Origin of the sequence: Mycobacterium lehmannii (assembly GCF_002245535.1) — a bacterium.
In the GTDB taxonomy this organism is placed as follows: Bacteria; Actinomycetota; Actinomycetes; order Mycobacteriales; family Mycobacteriaceae; genus Mycobacterium; species Mycobacterium lehmannii.
Genome location: NZ_NKCN01000009.1, coordinates 174,210 through 194,881, shown reverse-complemented (window position 1 = coordinate 194,881; position 20,672 = coordinate 174,210). Strand labels below are relative to the sequence as shown.

At 64.6% G+C, this 20,672-nt stretch carries 19 protein-coding genes and 2 pseudogenes; 8 read left to right on the top strand and 13 right to left on the bottom strand.

Translation table 11 applies throughout. The features are described from left to right. From CEX87_RS12815 to ligD, 3 genes and pseudogenes are all read left to right on the top strand, one after another. Positions 1–607 (top strand): annotated as a pseudogene (locus tag CEX87_RS12815) (hypothetical protein); the annotation flags it as partial. Positions 608–680: 73 nt separating this feature from the next. Beyond that, positions 681–2,558, top strand: coding sequence for a hypothetical protein (locus CEX87_RS12810; RefSeq protein WP_084032494.1), 1,878 nt, complete (start codon positions 681–683; stop codon positions 2,556–2,558). Positions 2,559–2,637: 79 nt separating this feature from the next. Continuing rightward, on the top strand, positions 2,638–3,624 hold the full coding sequence (gene ligD / locus CEX87_RS12805) for a non-homologous end-joining DNA ligase (RefSeq protein ID WP_084032493.1): 987 nt from the start codon (positions 2,638–2,640) through the stop codon (positions 3,622–3,624). 440 nt (positions 3,625–4,064) lie between these two features. Here the strand turns inward: ligD and CEX87_RS12800 are convergent, their stop codons facing one another. From CEX87_RS12800 to CEX87_RS27900, 3 genes are all read right to left on the bottom strand, one after another. After that, positions 4,065–4,490 carry an ABC transporter permease gene (locus tag CEX87_RS12800; protein WP_094287567.1) on the bottom strand — a complete coding sequence of 142 codons (426 nt, stop codon included), beginning with the start codon at positions 4,488–4,490 and terminating at the stop codon, positions 4,065–4,067. 258 nt (positions 4,491–4,748) lie between these two features. Continuing rightward, positions 4,749–5,897 carry an NAD(P)/FAD-dependent oxidoreductase gene (locus CEX87_RS12795; RefSeq protein ID WP_094287565.1) on the bottom strand — a complete coding sequence of 383 codons (1,149 nt, stop codon included), beginning with the start codon at positions 5,895–5,897 and terminating at the stop codon, positions 4,749–4,751. Next, on the bottom strand, positions 5,815–6,273 hold the full coding sequence (locus CEX87_RS27900; RefSeq protein ID WP_332888888.1) for a rhodanese-like domain-containing protein: 459 nt from the start codon (positions 6,271–6,273) through the stop codon (positions 5,815–5,817). Before CEX87_RS27900 ends, CEX87_RS12795 begins: the two co-directional genes overlap by 83 nt. Before the next feature lie 244 nt (positions 6,274–6,517). Between CEX87_RS27900 and CEX87_RS12785 the strand changes: the two genes are divergently transcribed. From CEX87_RS12785 to CEX87_RS12775, 3 genes are all read left to right on the top strand, one after another. After that, entirely contained in the window at positions 6,518–6,787 is a 270-nt protein-coding gene (locus tag CEX87_RS12785; RefSeq protein ID WP_094287561.1) for a metal-sensitive transcriptional regulator, read from the top strand. Between the two features lie 103 nt (positions 6,788–6,890). After that, positions 6,891–7,664 (top strand): sulfite exporter TauE/SafE family protein, encoded by a 774-nt coding sequence (locus CEX87_RS12780; protein ID WP_094287615.1) that lies wholly within the window; start codon positions 6,891–6,893, stop codon positions 7,662–7,664. 98 nt (positions 7,665–7,762) lie between these two features. Continuing rightward, positions 7,763–9,136 (top strand): MBL fold metallo-hydrolase, encoded by a 1,374-nt coding sequence (locus CEX87_RS12775; protein ID WP_094287559.1) that lies wholly within the window; start codon positions 7,763–7,765, stop codon positions 9,134–9,136. Positions 9,137–9,219: 83 nt separating this feature from the next. Here CEX87_RS12775 and CEX87_RS12770 read toward each other — a convergent pair. The 8 genes and pseudogenes from CEX87_RS12770 to vapB form a co-directional block, all read right to left on the bottom strand. After that, positions 9,220–9,696: pseudogene (locus tag CEX87_RS12770) on the bottom strand (IS1634 family transposase); the annotation flags it as partial. Between the two features lies 1 nt (position 9,697). Beyond that, positions 9,698–10,123, bottom strand: coding sequence for a coiled-coil domain-containing protein (locus tag CEX87_RS12765; protein ID WP_094287557.1), 426 nt, complete (start codon positions 10,121–10,123; stop codon positions 9,698–9,700). Then, positions 10,123–11,958 carry a site-specific integrase gene (locus CEX87_RS12760; protein WP_233151375.1) on the bottom strand — a complete coding sequence of 612 codons (1,836 nt, stop codon included), beginning with the start codon at positions 11,956–11,958 and terminating at the stop codon, positions 10,123–10,125. The genes CEX87_RS12765 and CEX87_RS12760 overlap by 1 nt, the downstream gene beginning before the upstream one ends. A 299-nt stretch (positions 11,959–12,257) precedes the next feature. Further along, complete coding sequence (locus CEX87_RS27565) at positions 12,258–13,355, bottom strand: hypothetical protein (RefSeq protein WP_233151374.1); 1,098 nt, start codon at positions 13,353–13,355, stop codon at positions 12,258–12,260. A 683-nt stretch (positions 13,356–14,038) separates the two neighbouring features. Further along, the gene (locus tag CEX87_RS12750) at positions 14,039–15,547 is read right to left on the bottom strand and encodes a site-specific integrase (protein ID WP_094287551.1); all 1,509 of its coding nucleotides are present in this window, start codon (positions 15,545–15,547) and stop codon (positions 14,039–14,041) included. Positions 15,548–15,584: 37 nt separating this feature from the next. After that, a complete protein-coding gene (locus tag CEX87_RS12745; protein ID WP_094287549.1) occupies positions 15,585–17,006 on the bottom strand; it encodes a serine/threonine-protein kinase in 1,422 nt (473 codons plus the stop codon). A 46-nt stretch (positions 17,007–17,052) separates the two neighbouring features. Then, on the bottom strand, positions 17,053–17,463 hold the full coding sequence (locus tag CEX87_RS12740) for a PIN domain-containing protein (RefSeq protein WP_084032491.1): 411 nt from the start codon (positions 17,461–17,463) through the stop codon (positions 17,053–17,055). Beyond that, positions 17,454–17,681 (bottom strand): type II toxin-antitoxin system VapB family antitoxin, encoded by a 228-nt coding sequence (gene vapB, locus CEX87_RS12735; RefSeq protein WP_048471216.1) that lies wholly within the window; start codon positions 17,679–17,681, stop codon positions 17,454–17,456. Before vapB ends, CEX87_RS12740 begins: the two co-directional genes overlap by 10 nt. A 144-nt stretch (positions 17,682–17,825) precedes the next feature. Between vapB and CEX87_RS12730 the strand changes: the two genes are divergently transcribed. Beyond that, complete coding sequence (locus tag CEX87_RS12730) at positions 17,826–18,782, top strand: DUF4226 domain-containing protein (RefSeq protein WP_048424157.1); 957 nt, start codon at positions 17,826–17,828, stop codon at positions 18,780–18,782. 31 nt (positions 18,783–18,813) lie between these two features. Here the strand turns inward: CEX87_RS12730 and CEX87_RS12725 are convergent, their stop codons facing one another. Continuing rightward, positions 18,814–19,077, bottom strand: a complete 264-nt coding sequence (locus CEX87_RS12725; protein ID WP_084032490.1) for a hypothetical protein — start codon at positions 19,075–19,077, stop codon at positions 18,814–18,816. Positions 19,078–19,238: 161 nt separating this feature from the next. Here CEX87_RS12725 and CEX87_RS12720 point away from each other — a divergent pair, with 161 nt between their 5' ends. After that, on the top strand, positions 19,239–19,541 hold the full coding sequence (locus CEX87_RS12720) for a hypothetical protein (protein ID WP_233151373.1): 303 nt from the start codon (positions 19,239–19,241) through the stop codon (positions 19,539–19,541). Positions 19,542–19,619: 78 nt separating this feature from the next. On the opposite strand, the gene CEX87_RS12715 is transcribed toward CEX87_RS12720, so the two are convergent. Beyond that, entirely contained in the window at positions 19,620–20,324 is a 705-nt protein-coding gene (locus tag CEX87_RS12715) for a hypothetical protein (protein ID WP_094287547.1), read from the bottom strand. Positions 20,325–20,672 lie beyond the last annotated feature (348 nt).

Sequence of the window (20,672 nt, the reverse complement as noted above, 5' to 3'; positions counted from 1 at the left end):
GAACAGGCCCTACCGGAGCACACAGGAAAAGCTGGACAGACCAGCAGATACTCCCTGCCCACCACCCGCAGCGCAGCAAAACTCAGCGCCGATACACCTCAACAGGGCCGATCCACGGATCGAGGCTAAGAACCCCGAGCTGCTCGCCCCCTACGGGGTGTCTTCGCCACTATGGGTGACCAACCCGACGCTGCTGCTACAGCCGTTGGTGCCGCGCACCGCTGAGGTGGCCCGATCGGCTGAGGCGTCACCGTTGGTCAGTGTCGTCGGGGCGGCCTGGCTCCTGATGGGCCAACCCACCGTCGCCTCCACGCGCGTTCTCGGCAGTGCACAGTCGACGCAGACCGAGGAAGGCTCTCGTGCGGCTGCGGACCCGAACCGGGTGAGCATCATCGAGTTGCGACGCCCCATGAGCCCGCCCGGGGAACGCGATGGTTCATCGGGTGACCGTCAGTACCGACACCGATGGTGGGTGGGCGGTCATTGGCGTCAGCAGGCGTGTGGGCCCAACCATGCCGATCGGCGCCCGAAGTGGATCGCCCCGTACGTCAAGGGTCCAGAAGGCGCCCCACTCAAGAGCGACCGCGTTCACGTGTGGCGCCGCTGAAGACAGCCGAACCCCGGGGCGGAACCTTTCGTAGCTGATCGCGTTGTGTGGGGTGTGGGAACCGAGGAGTGATATGCCTGGCAGGGTTGAATGGTCGGAACTTGGGGGCGATGAGGCTGAGACGGTCTTGGCCAACTTGCTTTATAGCGAGCGTAGGTCTTCGACCCGGGTCCGCCCATCGCGTGGCGACTTCGGCATCGACGTGCTAGACCCGAGCAAACGCGAAGCTGGCAAGTACGACGTCTATCAGATCAAGCGCTACGCGAAGACGCTCACTGCCTCGCAAAAGAAGGAGATAGAGAAGTCGTTCCGGCGGGTGCTGGTAGGTCTAGTCCGCAGAGAACCGCCCGTGCCGCTGGGGGATTGGTACCTGATCGCGCCAGTCGACAATACCGTCGACAATCAGCTCGACTGGTTTCATTCCATGCCCGATAACGTTATCAACGAGATGTTCGAGGATGCCGAGCTCGCGCTGAATGAGGACGAAAAGCAACGCATTACCGCGTGGCGTAACGCCCCTGGGCGAGTCATCAAGTGGGAAGGGCGCGCATTTTGCGAGACGCTGGCCGGTGAATACCCCTACGTCATCGACTATTACCTGCACGGTGGCGCCGAGCGTCTCCGCTCGGCGGTCGCTGAGATGTCAGCGATCCTGCGGCGCGACGTATCGGCGGGAGAAGCATTGAGTACGGGAACCGTTGATGACGTGGCGCTCGTAACACCAGCCGAGATTTCTTCGCATCTCGACCGGATATTCAAGGTGCTCGACACTGACCCGCACTTTAGATACGAGTTCAGCATTGACCTCGAACCCGGTGAGATTACACGCCGTGACGGCATGATTGCAGCCACGCAAGAGATCCAACCCGACGGCCGAACACTTACTTTCCGTGTGTACCAACGCTTCTCCGAGTCACAGCGTGAACGCCCGATCCCATTTCGGCTGCGGTTCGCAGCCGAGGATGCGGCTTTCGATGAAGACGCTTACGACAGTTGGCGCAAGTACGGAACGCCGTTGAGTGCGCCGGCCGAGGTCGACATTGATCTGCCCGGGGGTCTGGGGGCTCCGCTGTCCGGGGGGCTCACCGAGGTACTCCTTCAGAGCCAGGGCGAAGACTATGCTGCACGTTTTCGCATCCGCAAGTCCGACGGAACATACAGCCCCACATTGACCTTCTCGATCACGGCTAGGACCGGCCCCGAGCAGACCGGCGTGTGGGAGTCGGGCACTGATGAGTCGGGTTATCTGACGTTTGACACTCGTACGGATCTTGAAACACGTTCCGGCACCTGGGGTTTCACCAGGGCGCGAATCGTCGGTGAGGAGATCGATGCAGTCCTGCCCAGTATCGAGTTCCTCCAGAGCATCGCCACTGGCAACGTTTTGGAGGTCGCTCAGCGAGTCGGCCCGTTCGTCGACTACCGTGAGATCCCTTCTCATGAGGCCGCCTTCCCCGACGACGTCATGGTCTATCTGCGGGCACTGTCTGTCATTCAGACTTCGACGTCTACGCCAGTCCTTATCCCGGATTTGACGACTGTTAGCGCCGCTGATGCTCGCGACGTAGCCGAGGCCGCGGCACTGATCGGTGGTCAGACCGTCTTCGGCGACTGGGCATCAATCCGGTTCAAGGACGACGCATCCTCGCCGACAGTAGGGCCAAACCTAGAGGCGCGTGAGGTCAGTCTTGACGACCACTATGAGGTCCAGATCATCGAACCGCTGATCGTGAAGATCGGCGACCAAGAGTTGACGCTCGGTGCTGTCGAAAGGCGCTTGCTGTCAGTGGGTTACGAGGTCGACGATGGCGAGATCGTCGGCCGCCCACTCACCAATGACACCGCTTACCGCCGATACTTAAGAGGCCTGCCTGCGCCCGACCGAAACAGCCGGCCGGTGAAGGGAAAGTATCTCGGCACTCGGTCGGAGGCGTTTGACGAGCAACAGTAATGCCCGATCAATAGGCCAGTCTGCTACGGGAAGCGGCAGGTAACAGTGACGCGCTGCCACCGGTGAGTACCTTCGAAGCGTGACCCGCGCTTCGTTGTTCCCCGACCGCCTCGCGGCCCCTGCGCCCATGTTGGCGACGCCGGGCCAGGCCCCGCACGGCGGTCAGTTTGCTGTAGAAGTGAAGTTTGATGGCCAGCGGGGAATGTTGACTGTAGATCCCCGGGTGCGGGTGACGTCCCGCAATGGGGCGGACATCACCGAAACCTTCCCCGAGTTGTCCGCGGTCGCAGCTGCAGTCGGTGGCCGTCGAATGATCCTCGACGGTGAGATCGTCGCCGTCGACGAACACGGGCGCCCGTCGTTTAGACGGCTTCAGCGGCGGTGGCCTCAGCAGCGTCGGCCCAGCGGGCAGCTCGTGCGTGAGGTGCCCACGCGATTTCTCGCCTTCGATGTGGTGAACATCGACGGCGAAGACATCACGCACTGGCCTTACCGGGAGCGCCGCGAGCTGATGGACACACTGATGGTGGTGAAGCGTTCGCCAGCACTGACGGTGCCGAGGCACTGGACCGATGTCGCTCCTGCGGACATGCTCGCTATCTGCGCTGATCAGCACCACGAGGGCATCGTGTGTAAACGACTGGATTCGCCATACCGGTCGGGCCGATCCCGGGACTGGATCAAATGCCCAGTGCGCGCGACAACCGAGGCGGTGATCGTGGGGGCGTTCGCCGGCCGTCGCGGTGAGGTTGGGGCCCTGATCCTGGCCGCCCACGACGATGCGGGCCAACTCGTGCTGCTGGGTCAGGTGGGCACTGGTTTTAGCGGTGCCGAACGTCGCCGTCTGGCCACACTGTTGGCCGGGACAGAGGTTCCAGCGCCGCCGGTGGCGGAGGGGGCCTCGATGTCGGGGGTCCAGTGGTTCAACCCGCGGTATGTCGGTGAAGTTGCCTACCGCGAGTATCACGCGGGCAAAGGTCTGCGCCACGCGTCGTGGAAGGGACTCCGTACTGCGCCCGTGTCGGGGGTGTGTTTGCCGCGCGATGCCGGCGCGGCGCCCGGCTGATTACGAGTGGGTGCCCCACCAGGCGTAGAGCTGGTCCAGCCGAGGGTCGGTGGGGCCACCGGATTGCACGTCGGCGATGAGCCGTTGCGCGTCGTTGGTCCACACCACGCGCGGGCGCCCATTGTTCAGCCCGCACAGCACGGTTCCGCGGGTGACGGCGGGGGTGTCGTTGCGTCGCCACGGGCCGGGAGTTCATTCGCCCACTCGACAGTTGTCCACCCAACCGATCATGATCGCCCGACAGGGGAGACAAGACGGGCAGTGAGACAACGTCAACTGCGGGGTACATCCGGTCGGCACTGGCGTCGGCTGGCCGTCTCGCTTCTACAAACGAGACGTTGGCACTTGCCCTCGGCACAGGTTGGGTTCCATGCCAGCAAGACCCGGGCGCCTCGGGGGAAGTGCCGATGTGTAGCTCATCGGAAAGCAATCGCATCAGGTTATTCCGCGACCACGCCTCGGGTAGCTTTCCGACGTCGGCGCGGAATACGCACTGTTGCGCCCGGTACCCGTCGTGGTTGCTTTACAGTTCGCCGAGGCCAGTCAGGGGCGAGCGCCGCGCCAAGCGGAACCGTGGTGGCTGACACTGCGCCGATCGCGACGATGATCGCGGCGGCCGTGGTGGTGAGGTAGGTCCACGGCACCGTCAATCCTGTGGGCGGCGGGTCGAAGTCGCCGGTGGGCACGCTCACCAACATCTGCGATAGCGCCCAGCCCAGCGCGGCTCCGGCGGTGATGCCACAAACGACCAAGAAGGCGGCCTCGGCGAAGACGAAGGACCTCAGGTGGCGGTGGGTTGCTCCGAGGGCGTCGGCAATGACGAAGCTCCGCCGTCGTTCGGTGAGTCCCTGGCGCGTTGTCCGCATTTGGTCAGTCCCTTGGTGTTTAGGTCACGTAAGGCACGTCGGCATGGGGCTCTCGTCGTCGCGAGCGATGGGAGGTCGATATGCAGGTCGGTTGGTGGTACTTGGTGGTGTCGACGACACGCGTTGGGCGCCGGTTGCGGTCGGTTCCAGGACATGGGTTCCGACCGAGCCGAGCCGAGGCAAACCGGCGCCCCGGCACGGCTGGGCGAAGCCAAATGCGCCTATGTCCGGCACGGCAGCCGTGGGGGATGTTGTCGTTCAGCTTTCGGATCGGCCGAACCAGCGGTGCCGTCGGGTGTTGGCGAATTCGGCTTTTTCGTCGGCCAGGTCGGTGGAGGGCCCGATGAACGGGGCGGTGGGTTTGGGCCCGGAGAGGAAGTCGGCCTCGACCTTGCCGACCTGTCCATCGCCGAACTCGATGTAGCAGACCCCGCGCCCGGAATACTTGGCGGTGAAGGGTGTTCCGTGCAGCTGTGCGGCGATGTGGGCGGCAACGGTGCGGGCAGCGTCTTCGGCGTAAACCCCGGCTCGGGGTACGGGTGCGTCGGCGCAGTCGCCGATGGCGTACACGCCAGCGTATTTGGTGGCGAGCGTGGCGGGGTCGACGACGATCCATCCGTCGTTGCTTCCAGCAGTCAGCCCGGAGGCGTCGATCACGTCGGGGACGCGGTGTTTGGGAATGCCGATGAACAGGTCGTAGGGCACGGTGTCGGTGTCGGTGTGGGCGAGGTGTTGGTTCGGATCGAGTGAATGGATCTTAGTGTCGGGCCGGTAGGTGATGCCACGTTCGGCCATGGCGGTGATCAGCGCTTCGGATGTTTCTGGGGAGACCGGGATCGGGGAGGGCATGGGGCTGATCACCTTGATGGTGGCGGCGTCACGGATGCCCCGCTCGACCAAGTGGGCATGTAGCAGCAGGATTGCCTCATAGGGTGCTGGCGGGCACTTGAAGGGGACGCTGAGGATGCCCAACACGATGGTGCCGCTAGTGAATTCAGCTAGGCGGTCACGCAGCCGAGCGGCGCCGTCCACGGTGTAGAAGTCGTAGCCGTCCTCGGTGAAGCCAGGGGTGGCTCCGGGCTCGTAGTCGGCGCCCAGGGCGATGACGAGGATGTCGGGCTGGTAGTCGGATTGGTCGGTGGCGACGCGGCGGGTGGCCGGGTCGATGGAGGTGATGTGTTCCTGGCGGAATTCCAGGCCTGGCCGGGTCAGCTCGGCATACGGAATGCGGACCTCCTCGGGGGTGTGGTTCTTGAACAACACGTCGAGCTTGGAGAATCCGAAGGTGAATCCGTCATTGTGGTCGATCAGGATGACGTGGACCTCATCGGCGAGGGTGTCGGAGAGTTGGGCGGCTAGTTCCAGGCCGCCGAATCCGGCACCCAAGATCAGTACGTTCTTCTTCATTGGTGCGTCTCTCTTTGTTGTGGTCGACAATCGTTGATTCAGTTGGGGTGGCACGCACACCCGGAAGGGGTGGGCGGCGACGGGTCGTCAAGTCTGGATGGGCCGGTTCTGAGCCGTCCATTGCGTCATTCCACCCTATGGCCGACACAGCGTTTCGGCCAAGGGACCTCAGGATCTGTGCACTGCGTAGGCTGCGGTTTCCCGATGCGCAGATGACGTACACGGTGTCGCCGTCCGGGATGTCGACGAGGTGTTCGGCCAGCAGCTTGAGTGGGATCGGCAGCGCGCCGGGAACATGGCCCTGTGCGTACTCCCAGGGTTCGCGGACATCCACCACCGGCTGGCCGGCCGCCCAGCCGGCAGCAAGCTCGTCCATCGTGACTTCGCGTGGTTCATTCACCATTCCCTGTATACCCCTACCGGTATAGCCTGTCGATGGGGCGGCGACGCCAGGTCACGGCTGGCCCCCGACCGCCTGGTGCAACGGGTGACTGGCCCGGCCCATCTCCAGACCATTGGGCGCCACATCCCATCGAGCCCCGTGAATGGTCGCCGCAGCGATCGTGCGTATACCCTGTGGGGTATACGATGGAGCTACTACTACGGAGAAGGGAGCGGCGATGGTCGGCGATCAGGACAGCATTGCAGTGGTGCTCAATCGGTTGCGTCGTGCGCACGGTCAGCTCGCGGGCGTGATCGGGATGATCGAGCAGGGCCGCGACTGTAAGGACGTGGTCACCCAGCTCGCTGCGGTGTCGCGCGCGTTGGACAAGGCCGGTTTCAAGATCGTGGCGACGGGTCTGCGAGAGTGCCTGGCCGGGCAGGTCGAAGGTGCAACGGCGCCGATGACCGAGGCCGAGTTGGAGAAGCTGTTCTTGGCGCTGGCGTGAAGAGTGCGGGCGTTGCAGTGACATCGGCGGCGCAGACCTCGATGACTGCCGTGTTGATGTGCCGGGTGAGAGCGGGTGGCTGGGTGTCGAAGCGGTGGCGCCGGTGACTGTGGTCATCACCCTGGTGCTGGGTGCGGTGATCGGGGTGCTGTTGGGGTTGCTCGGCGGCGGCGGGTCGATCCTGGCGGTCCCGGCGCTGGTCTATGCGCTCGGCCTCGGGATCGAGCAGGCGATCCCCATGTCGCTCATCGTGGTCGCGGTGGCCTCGGCGGTCGGGGTGTTGCCCAAGGTACGCGCCGGGCAGGTGCAGTGGCGCCTGGCCGCCATCTTCGCGGCGGCCGGCATCCCGGCCACCCTGCTCGGCAGCGCCATCGGCAAGTACCTGCCTCAGCCGGTTCTGATGATCGGCTTCGCGGTGCTCATGATCGTCGCCGGCATCCGAATGTTGGCCGATTCCGCCGACACCGGCACTGCCTGCACCGTCGGCGAAGCCGGCATCAACTGGCGTCGCTGCGCACCGCGGTCCATTCCCGCGGGCTTCGTGGTCGGCCTGCTGACCGGGCTGTTCGGTGTGGGCGGTGGTTTCGTCATCATTCCCGCCCTGGTGCTATTGCTCGGGGTGCAGATGTCCATCGCGATCGGCACCTCCCTGCTGATCATCGTCGCCAACTCCGCGGCCGGGGTGCTCTCCCACCTCAGCGGGGCAAGCATCGACTGGTCGATTACTGCGGCGTTCGTTGCGACTGCGATCGGCGGCTCACTGATCGCCGGGCGCTACGGCACCAGACTCGACACCGACCGGTTGCAGCACTGGTTCGCCTACCTGGTCTTCGCCGTCGCGGCCTATGTCCTGCTGGACACGCTCGTCCTCACCTGACAGGTCCCAACTTCACCAGTTACCCCGGCCGAGAAGCTTCGATCCATACCTACCGGGGTATATGCAACCAGTACCCGAAAACAGAAAGGAATCCTTTCGTGGACGTCACGATTATCGACACCTCCAGCCTTGGTGACCGCAGTTACCTGGTCAGCAGCGGTTCGACGGGGGTGGTGATCGATCCGCAGCGGGACATCGACCGCGTGCTGAGCTTGGCCCAGCAGCGGAGGGTGCAAATCACCCACGTGCTGGAAACCCACATCCACAACGACTACGTCACCGGCGGATTGGAACTCGCCCGCACGGTGAGCGCCGAGTACGTGGTGCCCGCCGGTGACCAGGTGGACTACGAACGCCGCCCGGCGCGCGACGGGGATGTCATCGACGCCGGGCCGATCCAGTTGCAGGTGATGCACACTCCCGGACACACCCACCACCACGTCAGCTATGTGCTGCGCGACATCACCGGTGCCGTGGCCGGAGTGTTCACCGGAGGTTCCATGCTGCACGGCACCACCGGGCGCACCGATCTGTTGGGCGCCGAACACACTCACGAGTTGACCCGCTCTCAGTACCATTCGGTGCACCGGCTGGCCGCCGCGCTCCCCGACGCCACCTCGGTGTATCCCACCCACGGGTTCGGCAGTTTCTGCTCGGCCACCCCGGGCAGTGGTGATGCCTCGACCATCGCCGAGCAGCGCCTGAGCAATCCGGCGCTCACCCAAGACGAGCAGGCCTATGTCGCCGAGCTGCTCGAGGGACTGTCGGCCTATCCCGCGTACTACGCCCACATGGGAGTGATCAACCAGGCTGGACCGGCTCCGGTGGACCTGTCGCTACCCGAACCGGTCGATCCCGAGGAGCTACGGCGACGCATCGACGCGGGCCAGTGGGTAGTTGATCTGCGGAACCGCACCGCTTTTGCCGCAGGGCATCTCAGCGGCACGCTCGGGTTCGAACTGTCTGACAGCTTCGTGACCTACTTGGGCTGGCTTCACCGGTGGGGCGAACCACTGACCCTTATCGGGGAAACACCCGATCAGATCGCTGAGGCCCGCCGCGAACTGGTCCGCATCGGCGTCGACCACCTCGACGGCGCCGCCACCGGGGACATCGACGATCTACGCGCCGGATCAGCACTGCGCTGCTACCGGGCCGCCGACTTCGCCGACCTCGCCGAAACCCTAGGCAGTGGCGAGGAGTTCGTCGTGCTCGACGTGCGGCAACGCCAAGAGTACGCCGCCAGCCGCATCCCCGGCGCGGTCAACATCCCGCTGCACGAACTCGCCGACCGCCTTCACGAACTGCCTGACACGCTGATCTGGGTGCACTGCGGCACCGGGTACCGGGCGTCGATCGCCGCCTCCATCATCGACCGGGCAGGGGGCGCCGTGGTGCTCGTCGATGATGAGTACAGCACCGCGGACACCCTGCGCCTCACCTCCACACGACAACCCGCCGACTCAGCTTGATCGCGTGCCGTCGTGTCCTGGTCTGAGGGCCATCATGGCACTCCAGAGATCCGGCATAGCCAGTAGGACCTGACTTGGCTCACTTAGTGTTCAACGCAGTTGCTGATCTTGGCGAGGGCTTCGCTGAGTTCGTTGGGTAGGGGGTCGGTGGAGGTAAGGATTTGGTTGCCGGCTTTGATCGTGACGTTCCGGTGGCGCCGTGCAGTGCGAACGAATTTTCTCGATGCTCCAGCCGGTTTGGTGCTCGATCCATTGCGTGACGGCCAGCGCGGCGAATACGGTCGTGAGGTGGGCGTCGATCGATTCGCGTTTGTGGTGATAGATCGGCCGGCCTGAAGATCATGCTTGGACATCCGGAAGCTCTTCTCGATGCGCCGCAACTGGTGGTAGGCGCCGATGACGAACTCCGGGATCTGACCGGTGAGGTTGGTGGTGTAGCGCTTCCACCCCGCCAGGTCCCGAGTTTTGGCCTCCAGCTCCCGGTTGATGGTCTTGGTGGCCCCGGTGAGCTTGATGAACCGGTTGCGTTTCACCGCGGCCTTACCGTCGACGGCCTTCTGCCTAACGCCGGGGGACAGTCACCGCCCCCGGGTGTTTGCGTGGCATCGAAACAACGACATTGGATCCGGAGGTTTCATGCGTGAGTTCGGTGACCACCGCTGAGAGCGTTCTGATCTTGCTTCGCAGTTGAGCATTTTCGGCAGCCAGCTCCTGGTTGTGAGCACGGGCCTGTGCAAGTTGTCGTTGCAGAGCCTCGACATTCGGGGTGACGGGTCCGCACCCGACCGTCGCCCTGAACTCGTTGAGCAGATCGCCGTAATGTTCGTAGAGTCTCTGCCGTGATATTCCTGATTCGTCAGCCAAGGCCACCACAGTGTGTGCGCCGTTGCTCCGCTCGGCTTTGTCGTGTCGGAGTCGGCCCATGGCGGCCCGAACCAGCAGGCGCTCCTCATCGTTGCGCGCGGCGGCATCGCCTATGAGGGTCATTAGTCTTCCTCGTCGTCTCGTGGGACTGTCATCGGCCGGCTGGATTCGTGTTCTGCGAGGGCTTTTCGGTGCTCGATCAGACGAGCCTGAATTCGTTGCCGCAGCGGTTCGGGGAGTTCGAGCGTCGCCAGGTCGCGTTGGAGTGCTGTGACATGCTGGCGAAGGTTGGCGGCGTCGCGGTCGGTGCGGGCGGCGTTGACGCAGCCCAGACGGCACCGACTCCAGAAGGGTTCAGCGGAGCTGTCGGCAGGTTCGAGGCAGGCTGCGGTGGCGCGCCGGAACACGCACGTCACGACCGCGCCGTGGTGGATCTGCAAGTCGGGGTTCGATAGTGCCTGGTTGATCTGACTCTTGGTGGTCACCGTCAAACCCGCGAATGTGCGTGCCCTGGCAATACGGGCCCGGTACTCATCGGCTGCCGGACCGGAGACGTGCTCGCCGCGCTCGAGTCGTTGGAAATCGTCGTGGATGATCTCAGCACGGTGGAGAAATTGTTCGAAGGTGATGTCGTCGAGGAATCCTGCATCAGCTCCGCCGGCATAACCTTGGATCATTTGTGAGTGCAGGTGGCCGTATTGCGTTGCGCCGGCGATCGTTCCACCGGGTCGCCGGACGATGTGCCATGCCAGCGTGCGGCGCAGGCGCGGCACTTGGATCGTGCCGCGCGGATCGGCGCCGATCAGCGGATGGCTGACTGCTGGAGCGACCTCGCGGTTGAACCACTCGATGAAGCTGGTGATGTCGGCGTTGATGGAGCCGGGTGTTCTAGTCCGGGTAGCGCCGAAGAGGAATCGCTGTTGGGAGCAAATGTTGAAAGCCGGAAACAGTAGATCACTTACCGTGATCTGCTCAAGAACGCTGACGGCGTGGGCGGTTTCGTCGGTCACGACCCATGGGATCGTGGCGGGCGATCGGTTCCGGTGCTGCTCGTCGGTCTTCAATTGGTGGCCGGACATGAGTGTCAAGGCCAGCTTCGAGTCCCGGCTGATGCAGCCGCGTCGTAGGTTGAGTGCCTCGCCGGTCCGAACACCCGAAAGGTAGGCGATTACGAGGAAACACGCAGTCGTGACGTGGCGAAGCAGTTCGACGAGTTCATTCGCCCCGACGGGCGTTTCACGCCAGCAGTGCGTGTCGATGGCGCTGAATGTGGTGGCGCGCAACATGTCCACTTCGATCGGCAATCCATACTTGGCGATCAGGACCGAAGTCTCTTTCATTCGTTGCAGTTCGGTGTGGTGCAGCCATCCACCCACGGCCAACCCCATCAGGTCGACACTGGTCGTGTCGCCGGTCCGGATACCTGGCAGTGAGGCGTCGTTGCGGCCCAGTGCAACAAGCAGGCACTCGAGTTGGGCCTTGGTGGTTTCGAACACCGACACGGTACGAGTACGAGCCCGACGAATGTCCGGCGCGATCTGATGGGCCAGATACCGCATTGTGAGAAGGTTGCGCGCCGCGGGAAGTAGATCGGCGGCGACCCTGTGGGTGACAGCCAAAGCCGCCGAGAGCAGCGGCTCCATGACATCGGGGTGAATGCGCGGGGTCGTGTTCGGCTTGCCCCAGGACGACTCGTAGTGGGCGAGCCCTCGTGCACTCGCACCGCCCCACAACGGGCCGGCGGGGAGCCGGCAATGCGCGGGCAGTGCATCCCGGTACACGTGCAGACGCTTGATGGCCTGGAGCGCTGAGCGTTTGGATCCGGCGCTGACACCGCTGGTCTCGGTGACATGGCGCAGATAGTCGTCGAGGTGTTCGGCGGTGGCCTGGCCAAACGATGTGACACCCATTTCCGCCAGCCACATCGTGAACCTTCTGAGCGGCACCAGCTCGCCCAAGATCGTCTTGATGTGCGGGTAGAGCGATCGGGAACTGTCAAGGCGGGGTGCGTCGTCGACGATGTTGAGCAGGGCGAACAGGTAGAGCTTGCAGGCGTGGCGAAATGGCGTCGGGAACCCCTCCCAGTGCACGGCTTGCCCGGCGCTGTGGCGGTCCTCGATCGCCGCGGACAGATCCCACACGGGGTCGCCGAATCGGCATCGCGTCGCGTCGATGTGAAGCGTGCGGTTGATCACGACCGCTGTTTCGGGGGCGACGTGGACACCTGCCACGACGTCGAGTGCTTCAGCTGTGTGCGTCATGATGCTTCGAGGTTTCCGGTCAGCAGATGGTTGACCGTCCGGTGGTCGCTGTCGGTGATCTCGGCTCGCGCGGCGCTCAGCTGGGCCTGCTCGTACTCGGCGAAGATGTCGTCCAGTTGCGCGAGAGGACCCGCGTGATCGGCGATCCACTGCCCGATGGGCATCTCTTGGCGCAGGCCGCGAAGCCGGTCGGCTACGACCAATTGAACAGGTAGGTGGCGCGGGAAGGCGCGGGCGTTGCTGCAGTCAAGGCATGCCATGAACGACTGTCGGCACCTTTTACCGTCGATCGGCGAGTGCTCGAAATCGGCGCACGTGCCCAGCACAGCTTCTTGGCCGGATCCGTCGTCGTGGGTGTCCGGTTGCACCGTCATCGACCGTCGGGCTAGTGCTCGTGCGACCTGCTCATCGAGGGCCTCGGCGACGATCTGGAATCCCTCGTTGCGCACAGGCTCCATACGACTCAGATAGCGAGCCAACGTGGCCGGGCTGTGGGATGTGGGTTTTCGGACCTGCTCCAGGTAGGTCTTGCGTAGCCGATCCATGCTGATCCCGAGGAGCAACTCGTCATGGTCGGCATCACCGGTGAGCCACGGCGCCATCCACCGCCGTCGAGCATTCACTCCGGACGCTGTGCTGCTGATTCCGTATCCGAAGAGTTTCTGTTCGACATGGTCAGGCTGGGCGCTGTAATAGATGAAGGCGTGCTGGGACCCGGTCAGCGCGCGGGCCGGTTCGGTCAGTTCCAGCAGCAACATGAAGACCCCGTACGCGGTAGTCAGCGACGTGTTGAGGACTGCGGCGCGCCGATTCTCCCCACCAAGCGGCCGCAATTCGGGGCGCAGCGCGGTCACCGGCACCGTCATGACCGACCGTTTCCCACGACGGGGCTTGTCGGCGCTGACGAACACGATGCCGGGTTCATCTGGGCTGCTGGCTTGTCGGTGCGGGGCGGGCAGCGAGTCCATCGTCGACAGGTTCAGGCCGGTCAGTCCGGCGAGGAGAACACCAAATGCCCATGCCTCGCCCGGGCTGAGATGCAGCAAGGACTGAAGACGGCATCCACCGGCCGCGGCGGCTACCCGCCGCGTCACGTAAGCCCGTGCACCCGAGGCAGTACGAGGGAAATCTCCCTCACGGGCGCAGTGATCGAGCACTTCGGCCAGACTACGACTGGGGTCTGCGCGGGGGAGGTGATCGAACCGTCCCGCACGATAGTCGTCGACCATCTGCCAATGAGTCTTCAGCCGGGTACGCGCCCGCCGCACCATTCCCCGTGCAACGACGGTGATGCGGCGAAGCTCATCGGTGGAATAGGGCTGGCGTGCCGTGTTCGTCTTCGGGTGACGCACGCGCGTGAACGCCTGGCGTGCCTCATCGGAGACGACAGGACTACAACGCAGCAGCGTCTTCAGGCTATGCAACGGGCCAGGACCGCTGGGTACCCGACACGACAACGCGAGCAGCCGGGCATCTGGGGCTGTCAAATCTGCCAGTCCCCTCATTCCTGGCCGGTTTTCAGCAAGCCAGCAGCAAGCATGCCGGGCGGACTGCCACAGCGCGCCGGCGCCCCTCAATCGCTTGGATACGCCCAGCACACCAGTGGCATCCTCGAACGCGATCGCGAAATCGCGGCGGATTCCGTCAGCACCCGGCAGGGAACCGAAGTCGAAGTCCTTCGACTTCGTGCCATCCTCGCTGACGAACGTCACGATGAACCCGCGTCGCCGCAATACGGGTCGCCACGCCGGATCCGGCTGCGCCGCACGGTGACCCGTCACATTTGGACCGTCAACACCCGAGGCTCACCGACGCCGACTGTGGCGACGAGACGCTCAAGGGATTGCCGATCATCGGCATCCATCAGCGCGATGAGCTCCTCCACCTGCAACGCCTGAAACGGCTCAAGATAGACGTTCCGCGTCACCTCAGCACTACGATGTCCAAGAAGTGTCGCCAGCAGAAACCAGACATCGCCGAGCTGATTGCGGAAGTCGCGCTGCTCCTGCTTGGTCAACATATCGGTACGGCGCCACGCCACGAACGTGGCAATGCAATACCACCGCAGTGCAAAGGAATGCCTCAGCATGTGGGGACGACACCACAGCGGCGTACCTCCCTCTTGCGCAAGCGCTTTCGCGACTCTGGTGTTCGCGCGGTCGAATGTCTTGTACCAGGAGTGTTTAGGGCGAGGTGTGCCGTCGTGATTCAGCCACAGCCACATCGGCTCCAGGCCATCACGTCCCCTGCGGAACAACGTCATTCGTGTCGACGGCCCGAGTGCATCCAGCCGGACCGTACGACGCGATCCCTGCCCATCGACAACCTCCAGTTGCCCATCCCGGCGAACATGTTCAACGACCCAACGATCGGCAACCTGCTCATAGCGACCAGCACGTTGCGCGCGTGCTACAGCAGCAGTGCGACCACCTTCCTGCAGATAGAAGTGAACTTGTTGAGCGACGCGGCGCCGCATCCAGAACGATCGCCCGCTACCACCCTTAGCGCAATGAGACGCCACGCGCGAACGCACGAGCCCCTCAGAGCCCGGCTGGGGCACCTCGACCGTTAACACACTGGCCCACTCGCCGATTCGTAAACCCGTCCCGAACAACCCCTCCACGAACGCGACGTCGCGATCCTCGGTTGCTCCCCGCCAGTCATGGCGCGGCACGCCCCCCATCGTGAAGCCACGCAACCCCAGGTTCCGCCACAACCGAAATGCCTGTGGGGTAAGCCACTTCACGTCGGCCCTGCGCATTCCCGACGGAGTGCTCTCCAACACGACTTGGCCCCCGCCCATCCACGACGTGGCGATCACACGCGCTCGGACGGGGTTGTCGATTCCTTGCTGCTCAGCCGCCCACAAGTAGAAACCGCGGATCGCCGCACGATCGACACAGAAACTATTGGGGCTCACATGCTGAGGGTTCTCCTCAGCCGACAGCCGCCACTCCTTGAACGCAGCCAATTCCGATCGCGACGCCAGATCCCATCGAACGCCCACCCCGTGCAGAAAATCCAGCCACACCTTCAACGACAAGGCGTAACGACGCAACGTCCCCGTTGCTCGTCCCCGCACCAGGGGATCTCGCCAGTAGGCATTCACCAACGCATCCGCCCGGCCCCACGGATCAAGAAAGAACGGAGTGCCATCACGCGCACCATTTCGCTTAGCCCTCGCCTCGACATCACCCAACCCCGGAACCACGTCGTCCACCGATACGAACCGCTGCTGGAAATCGTAGAAATGAAGAGTCCAACCATCGGCCGAAGCACCAGCCATCCCCGGACCCTCCTACCTCACGACCACTGCCCCATCATCACCGACGCAGTTCCCCAAACTGCTTCGACACGCCTGTCGGGCAGAGAACCGGCGACTGGATGTTGCCGGGGCAGACGACCACTGTCGTGGATTCGACGAGCTGGTCGAACGTGGTGCGCAGCGCCTCGGGTCCGCCGGCCAGGGTGTAGGTGGCGCTGCGGGGTCCACCGGGGTCGGTGTTTGGTCCGCAGGTGATCACCGTCGCGCCATCGGGGGATGGTGCAGGGGTGCATGCGTCGGCGGGATAGCCGGACGGGAGTAGCCGCCGGAGATCTTGCAGCGCTGCGGGCGGGGCCGCGGTGGTCGTCGGTGGCGCCGCCGTGGGCGCGGTGTCGGGCGGGTCGGAGCCGCGTCCGATAAGCCACACCGACAGGGCGATGATGAGCACGGCGGCGACTGCGAGTGCCGCGAGCAGCTGGCGCCGTTGCGAAACGGCACGCGTGTGTGGGAGCAGGCTAATGAAATCCGCTGCTGCGCCGTGGGACTCGGCCCCGCCTAGCTCAGTGTGGGGTGGCGGCTCGTCGCGATCGGCGGGCGGTGCCGCTGGAGCCGAGGGCTGGGGGAGGGTGAGTGCCGCGCTGGCCTCGGCCGCGAAGTCGCCGGCGGTGGGGTAGCGGTCAGCGGGATTCTTGGCCAGCGCCTTGGCGATCACGCTGTCCAGTTGTGGTGAGGCCCAGCTGAGCCGGTCGGACACTCGGGGCGGGGTGGTGTCCAGATGAGCTTTCACTGTGGCGCCGACCCCGGCGTCTGTCGGGTAGGGGTGTTCTCCAGTCAGCAGCCGAAAGAGCGTGCATGCGAGGGCGTAGACGTCGGCGCGTCCGTCCAAAGCTGCTATCCCCGTGATGACTTCGGGCGCGCTGTAGGCCAGGGTGGCGCTCATGGGCCCGTCGCCAGTTCCGCGGCTGTGGGGGGAAAGGGCGGCACCGAAGTCGGTGAGCACGACGCGGTCGAGACCGCCCGGCAGTTTCTGGGCGGCGATCAGAAAGTTCGAGGGTTTGATGTCTTGGTGCACGACCCCGTGGGAGTGCGCGTAGTCCAGGGCTCTGGCGACCTCGGTGATGATGTGAACTGCCCGCTCGGGTGTCATCTGTCCGTCGTGCAGCGCAGTCTCGGCGTTGGTTCCGTCGACGTACTCCATGGCGATCCACAGTTGGCCGCTGTCGGTCTCGCCGCGGCTGAACACGCGCACGATGTTGGGATGTTCGAGCCCGGCGGTGATGTCGGCTTCGTGGAGGAACTGGGCGCGAACGTGGTCGCCGTTGGCGTGCTCGGGTTGAAGCACTTTGAGTACTTCCCGGCGCGGCAGGGTGGGACTGTGCACCAGGTAGACCGTCGCCATCGCCGTGACGGCCAGGACCCGCTCGACGCGGTATCCGGCGATGTTGGTGGGCGGTGTGGGCTGGCCCTCTGGTGCGGTCATGGCGACACCTTCCCTGCCGAACGGTGACGGCTGCGCACGTGTGTGCTCATAGGCGGAGCCGTTCGACGGCTTGTCCGGTGACTTGCGCGATCAGGTCGAAGTCCGTGTCGATGGCAAGCACGGTAAGGCCGGCCATCTCGGCGACCGCGGCCACAAGCAGATCGGGGATCGCCGGGGCGCGGTGCAGCCCACGGTCGGCCAACTGGAGCTGCACGCCCACGGCGCGGTCCTCGGCGGCTGGGGTCAGGTACTCGAGCGGCATCAATGCCAGCGGCGGTGCGCCTGATTCGCTGCGGGCCTGCGATCCGTTCCGGAACGAGTAGCCGATCTGTAGGCGGGTGACGGTGCTCATGCGCACGAGGCCGCGTTCGATGCGCTCGACCCAGGCCTGGGCGTCTGGGGAGGCCACCAGTTGCGTGTAGGCCGATTTGTCGATGAGCCAGTTGGTCACCGCCACGCGGCGTCCATGATGTCGGGGTCGTCGAGGTCGGTGGCCGCCGCGGCGGCGCGGCGTAGATCGTCGACGGTCATGGTCCGCGTGGGGGCGCTCACTGAACCTTCGGTCTCGAATCTGGTTCGCAGATATTCTTGGCGCGAGAGACCGCGGGCGGCTGCGTCGGCGTCGATACGCGCGATCGCCGCGTCGGACAGGCCGCGGATCAGCACATCGCCCATCGCGCATGACCTCCTGATATCATCGTTATCAGTTTACAGGGTGTTTAGCTGGCCCTCTGCGGCGACACTCATCGCGACGGGCAGCCGCGCGGCCGGGCCGACTCCTGCTGTCACCAGGGCTCTGCATGCCCGATAATTGGTGGCGTGACCATTCAGCTTGAGGCGGCCCAGGCGCTGGCGGTGGTCGAACGCGCCCGCTCGCTGTTCGGTACGCCCGGGCCTGTGGCGACGTCGGGAGCTCCTCTTCAGACGGCTGCGGAATCTGTCAGCGGCGCGGGCCAGCAGATGTCGGGCCTGTCTGGTCAGCTCGTCGATCGGCATGCGTCGGTGGTACAGCAGCAGAACCGGGAGCTGGTCACCGCCGGCCGTACCGACTCCACCTTGGAAGCTCGATTGGCCAGCGCGGCGCAGATCACTGAGGGCGGGGCGCGCCAAATGGACACGATTGTCGCCCAGACACGCTCGATCGCCGAGGTGGCTGGATCAGCTCGCACGCCTGCGGCGGAGATGATGGTGCTCAAGGCCCTGCGGACGCAGGTCGCCCGGGCCCAGTCTGTGGTGGCCTCGACTCAGCAGCAGTCCGGCCAGGCCGCCGGCGAGGTGAGAGCGCTCAGCTACGGCTCCGGTGAGTTGCCCCAGGCTCCGGCCGACCTTCCTACCGACAAGCCGGGGGAGGACCCACCGCACGGTGAAGATCCGCGGTACTGGCTCGATGTCACCAAGTTGACCTACGTGGGTGACGGCGAGCTCGCGCCGCCGAACTACAAGCAGGTGGGTCCCAACCTCTGGTATCCAGATCCTGAGGGCGGCCTGGGGTATGTGCCGCCCCCTCCGCCGGCGAAGTATCCCCTCGATCTGAGTGACGTTCGGGTGATCGACCCGGACTCCGGTGCGCTCTTCCCGCCGGGCTATCAGCAGGTCGCGCCGGGAATTGGTGTCCCACACCCTGATTCCTATTACGGTGCGCAGCCGCCGTGGCCCAAGCCGCAGCAGCCCATTGATATCCGCGACGTGGTTGAGATAGCGCCAGATCAGCTTGCCCCGTGGGGTTACGTGGAGTACATGCCCGGGTGGTGGGTTCCCGATCCGTCCAGGCCCTAGCGCGGAAGCCACGGGGTTCGGGTTCGTAGTGTCAGATCAATCGCGGTCGGCCCTGGTGGTCCTCGACGATGCAGCGTTCGCGGCGCAGTAGCGCGTCCAGAAGGGCGTTGATATACGCGACGGCACGGTCGTCGAGGCGGACGGGCCCGTAGATGAAAACATGACCGGCGCCGGCGGTCAGCCCGACAGACTCCGGATCACCACCGGCACGTACATGCATCTCCCAGTGAATACGCGATCCGACATCATCGGCGCGCGCATCGAGGAAGGCAAGACTGCTCGCTGAAACCCCCACCGGAAGATCGTAAGGGCACCTCAATAGGTTGCTGAGCAACAATTTTCGCTGCGCACCCGCTACCGCGCTACGGAAGACGGTGGGGTCGTGTGGTGACGCGCTCGGGTGTGCTGACCAAGAGATTGACCACGGTGTCGCAAACGCGCCCTAGCATCAGCGCCATGCTTGGTTTCTGGGTTATCGCGTGGGCCGGATCGCTTCTCTTCGCGGCGTTGGCTGTTGAGACGTACGTGAAGCGCCGATGGCCATCCCGCAGCACACTGGGACTGGGCGCGGTCGTTGGGCTCAGCGCCATCCTGTTCGCGTTCGTTGGTATCGGCGCCCTCGTCGAAGGCGCCCTTCACCGTGCGGCGTGGCTGCGCGACGACGAGATGGCGCTATGGGTCGGAGTCCTGTGCCTCTGGTCCATCTTCGTGTTTGGCGCCCTTCGAGCGATCCCCTGGGTGGTCGCGCAGCGTGAGTGAAGATGACACCGCACTTCTAGCTAGCGTGCTGGCCGGAACACTGAAATGTTTAGCAGCGCAGCAGAACTGAGACACAGGTTAACCACCAGCTCGAACAGTGAACACCTCATCGGCGACGCCTGCTAGGGCGGCGCGGGCATCGTCGAGATAGGTGAACATCGTCGCCCGCCCGACGAGGGCCGGATGACCGGGGATTCCCGTGAGGCCGACGTCGAGCCAGTCGCGGTCGAGCCAGTCGGCCGACACCAATTGACGACCAGGCCGGTCGGCGCCGTCGAGGGCAGAAGCGACCGCCATGCCTGAATTCGTCGGCAGCATCGTATGGATGACCTCGGCCACCGCCCAGGCGCGTAGTCGCGAGACTGGCATGAGGTCGTCGACGGTCGCGGCCACCACCGGCAGAACGGTGAATATTGGCATGCCGTCGAAGAATTCGATGTGCTCGTCGAGCGCCGCCTCAAGTTCTCCGCCGTTGAACAGCTCTCCGAAACGGGCCTCCCGAGTGCCCAACTGGGCGAGACGGTCAGCGACCGGCTGGCGGCTCTGTCCGAGCTGCGCCAGCACGAAGTCCACCGCGCCAACCGTCACCGCGGGGGAGGCAGCCACCTCGGCGGCCAGATCGGTCATGCGTATCTCTGCTCGCCAATCGCGACACCAACTGACCGTGGCGGCGTCGAGGCTTTCGAAGTGCAGCACGGGCAGGCTCAGCTCCGCGGCGCCCCGCCGCGCCACGTGCGGCCGGCGTAGGTACTCGTCGAGGTCGACAGCAGCTGGTGCGCTCATCTGGTTGCACAGTCCGTGGCAGTGGTCGGCATCCTCAATTCGTCACAGTGACGAAATAACGCTACTGGCCCGCAGTAGATGTAGTGCGGTCGACGGGGGACGTGACGGGCACCCCAGTAGAGAACGCCTGAAATTTCACTCGATCGTTGCCGGGCATCATTCGTGCCGGGCGGATGCACTGTCGGTGGCCGCAGGCCCATTCCGCGGCCGGCGCGCTCTTGACGCACGCTATCGACCGAGGTGATCACCGCCGTGACGCTACCGGGCCGACCCCGGACACTGCTTGTCCGGCTCACACACCCTGTTGGCAACTCTGGCAGCCGCTTAAGAACACAGCCGTGAATAATG